Here is a 3,498-nt window from a genome sequence, read left to right on the forward strand (position 1 = left end):
ATTGGGATAGCGGGCCTGAAACCCGCTCAGCCCCACCACTTCCAGTAGGTGATCGACCTTTTCGGCGATCTCGGCCTTGGGCCGCTTGCGGATCTTGAGCCCGTAGGCCACGTTGTCGCGCACGGTCAGGTGCTTGAACGCCGCGTAGTGCTGAAACACGAACCCGATGCCGCGGCGCTGCGGCGGCACCCGGGTCACGTCGCGGCCGTCGATCATGACAGTCCCGGCGTCCGGCTGGTCGAGCCCGGCGATGGTGCGCAGCAGGGTCGACTTGCCCGAGCCGCTCGGTCCGAGCAACGCGGTCAGCGACCCGGTCGGCACCACGAAGTTGACGTGGTCCAGCGCGACGAAGTCGCCGTAGCGCTTGTAGGCGCCGCGCACCGTGATCGCATAGGCGCTCGGGTCGAGGGAGTTCTCGGACATTCGGGTCCTTTCGGTCTCAGGCCAGGGCCTTGGCGCGTGCCCGGCGCACGAGCAGGATTGTCTTGGCGATCAGGAACGCAACGGCAACGCCCATCAGCAAGGTGGACAACGCGTAGGCGCCGTATTCCGCCCCGCGGTTGTAGCGATCGTTGACCAGCAGGGTGAGCGTTTGTGATTCACCGGCCAGGTTGGACGACACCATGATGACAGCACCGAATTCGCCCAGGGTGCGGGCAGTGGTCAACACGATGCCGTAGGTCAGACCCCACCGGATCGACGGCAGCGTGATCCGCCAAAAGGTCTGCCACGCCGTCGAACCCAGCGTGGCCGCCGCCTGCTCCTGCTCGGTGCCCAGCTCGACCAGCACGGGTTGGACCTCGCGCACCACGAACGGCATAGTGACGAAGATGCTGGCCAGCACGATGCCCGGGATGCCGAAGATGATCCTGAACCCGAGCTTGTTCTCGACGAAGCCCAGCGCGCCCGCCGATCCCCACAGCACGATCAGCGCGACGCCCACGATGATGGGCGAGACCGCGAACGGCAGGTCCACGATCGCCTGCAGGACACCCTTACCGCGAAATCGGTTGCGCGCCAGTAGCAATGACGTGAAGACGCCGAAGACCACGTTGAGCGGCAATACGATGGCCACCACCAGCAGCGACAGATCCAGCGCCGATATCGCCGCCGGAGTGGTGATCCAATCGAAGAACTGCCCCACGCCGGGCCGGAAGGTCCGCCACAGGATCACCGATACCGGCGCGATCAGCATCACCGTGATGTAGGCCGCCACCGCGTAGCGGATGAGGTAGCGCACCCAGGGCGACGACGTCATGCGGCCTTCTCCTCACGTTTGGCCGCGCGCCCCCCGACGATCCGCAAGAGGACCAGCATGCTGAATGAAATAACAAGCAGCACAATGGAAATCGCCGCCGCGCCGGTGCGGTCATCGTTTTCGATCAGGGCGCGAATCCACTGTGACGACACCTCGGTGCTGCCCGGAACCGCACCGCCGATCGTCACCACCGAACCGAATTCACCGATGCACCGCGAGAATGCCAGGCCCGCGCCGGTCAGCAGCGCCGGGGTCAGCGACGGCAGCACGATGGAGGTGAAAACCTTCGCCCCGCCGGCGCCCAGCGATGCCGCCGCCTCCTCGACGTCCCGATCGATTTCGAGCAGCACCGGCTGCACCGCACGCACCACCAGCGGCAGGGTGACGAACGCCAGGGCCATCGCCACTCCGGGCGGCGTGTGCTGCAGGTGAATGCCGACCGGACTGTTCTTTCCGTACAGGGCCAGCATCACCAGGCTGGTCACGATGGTCGGCAGCGCAAACGGCAGGTCGATCACCGCGTCGATCAGCCCCTTGCCGACGAAGTCGTCGCGTACCAGTACCCATGCGGTCAGCAGGCCGAAGACGACGTTGAACACCGTCACCGCAACGGAAATGGTGAGCGTCACCCGGAACGACTCCACCGCGGCGTGGGAGGTGACCGCCAGCCAGAAAGCCTGCCATCCGCCCCCACCCGCCTGCCAGGCGATGGCGGCCAGCGGCAGCAACACGATGACCGAAAGCCACAGCATCGTCACGCCGACCCGCAGCGGCGTACCGCCGGCCCGGCCGGTCACGGGTATCGGCGGCGGGGCCTGCCCGAGCGCACTGCCCGGCTGGGCGAGTTCGGGCCGGATCGCCTCCGGATAGGCGGTTTCGGCGGAAAACGATCGAGTCATCCGGTGGCCTGCTTGTAGATCGTGGTGATACTGCCGGTGTTCTTGTCGAACAACTGCGAATCGGCCGCGGCCCAACCACCGAGGTCGTCGATCGTCCACAGCTTCACCGGAACGGGATAGTCGTTGCGAAACCGCGCCGCCACGGCCGGATCGACCGGCCGGAAACCGGCCTGGGCCCACAGCTTCTGCGCCGCGGCGGTGTATTGAAAGTTCTTGAACGCCGTGGCCGCATCCAGATGCGGGCTGGTGCTCACCACCGCGAGGGGGTTCTCGATCTTGAAAGTCTGTGCGGGAATGACATGTTCGACGGACTTGCCTTGCCGCTCGGCTGCGATGGCCTCGTTCTCGTAGCTGATCAGCACGTCACCGCTGCCCTCGATGAAGACGTCGGTTGCTATCCGTCCCGAACCGGGCCGCAGTTTCACGTGCTCGTGTACCAGCCTGTCGATGAACTCCGTACCCGCCCGGCTGTCGGCACCGCCGCCGCTCTTCGCCGCGTACGGGGCGAGCAGATTCCATTTGGCCGAGCCCGAACTGAGCGGGTTGGGCGTGACGACCTCGACGCCCGGGCGCAGTAGGTCGTCCCAGTCCTTGATGTTCTTGGGATTGCCCTTGCGCACCACCAAGGTGACCAGCGACCCGAACGGAATCCCCTTGGTGGCGTCCTTGTCCCAGTCGGCAGAAACCTTGCCCGCGTTGACCAGTCGGGTGATGTCCGGTTCGACGGAGAAGTTCACGATGTCGGCGGGCTTGCCCTCGACGACGCCACGCGACTGGTCGGCCGAGGCCGCATAGGAGGTGATCACCTGGACCGCCCTGCCCTCCGCCGAGGCGTTGAACGCCGGAATCACCTTGCTCCATCCCGGCTCCGGGACCGAATAGGCGACCAGCGTGATCTTGGTGTTGGCATTCGTCAGTCCGCCGCCCCCGACGGCGTCGCTGGCCCCACCACCACACGCGGCGACCACCCCGGCCACCAGGGCCAACACGGCGCCCTGACGCCAGCCGGGTGAGCCGGCGGGGAGGTCGAACATGGATGGCCTTCCGGTGCGGGACTTCGCTTCGTCGGATCCCGTTGCTGCGGAGAGGCGCTAGGGCATCGAGAGGATGCACCACCCCCGTAGCGGCTACACGGGCTCAAGGGTCAGGGGCGACAACAGTGCACGGGCCGGGAGCAAACACCTGATGTCACGTGCATGGCGCGAAGCGTAACAGCGCGGGGGCGCCGCCGCGCGGCGGCCGCGCAAGTCACCATGGACGCCACCAACGCTATGCGAGGGGCGGTTTCGGGCGGGCAAGGACCGCGGTAGCACCGCGCGATCCCGGTGCCGGTCGGGTGCG

4 protein-coding genes are annotated in these 3,498 nt (G+C 66.6%); all 4 read right to left on the reverse strand.

What is annotated here, in order from left to right; genetic code table 11:
• Positions 1–423 (reverse strand): ATP-binding cassette domain-containing protein (locus tag DQP58_RS26180; RefSeq protein WP_114149375.1); only part of this gene is annotated, 423 nt, incomplete at its 3' end.
• A gap of 16 nt (positions 424–439) precedes the next feature.
• Positions 440–1,258 (reverse strand): sulfate ABC transporter permease subunit CysW, encoded by an 819-nt coding sequence (cysW, locus tag DQP58_RS26185; protein ID WP_112710941.1) that lies wholly within the window; start codon positions 1,256–1,258, stop codon positions 440–442.
• The gene (gene cysT / locus DQP58_RS26190; protein ID WP_112710942.1) at positions 1,255–2,157 is read right to left on the reverse strand and encodes a sulfate ABC transporter permease subunit CysT; all 903 of its coding nucleotides are present in this window, start codon (positions 2,155–2,157) and stop codon (positions 1,255–1,257) included. Before cysT ends, cysW begins: the two co-directional genes overlap by 4 nt.
• Positions 2,154–3,191, reverse strand: coding sequence for a sulfate ABC transporter substrate-binding protein (locus DQP58_RS26195; RefSeq protein WP_112710943.1), 1,038 nt, complete (start codon positions 3,189–3,191; stop codon positions 2,154–2,156). Before DQP58_RS26195 ends, cysT begins: the two co-directional genes overlap by 4 nt.
• Positions 3,192–3,498 lie beyond the last annotated feature (307 nt).

Source organism: Mycobacterium colombiense (genome assembly GCF_003284975.1).
GTDB classification, from domain to species: Bacteria; Actinomycetota; Actinomycetes; order Mycobacteriales; family Mycobacteriaceae; genus Mycobacterium; species Mycobacterium europaeum_A.

Bases quoted from the DNA above. Each gene is read 5' to 3' on its own strand.
- cysW (WP_112710941.1), bottom strand. From the start codon at position 1,258: ATGACGTCGTCGCCCTGGGTGCGCTACCTCATCCGCTACGCGGTGGCG.
- cysT (WP_112710942.1), bottom strand. From the start codon at position 2,157: ATGACTCGATCGTTTTCCGCCGAAACCGCCTATCCGGAGGCGATCCGG.
- DQP58_RS26195 (WP_112710943.1), bottom strand. From the start codon at position 3,191: ATGTTCGACCTCCCCGCCGGCTCACCCGGCTGGCGTCAGGGCGCCGTG.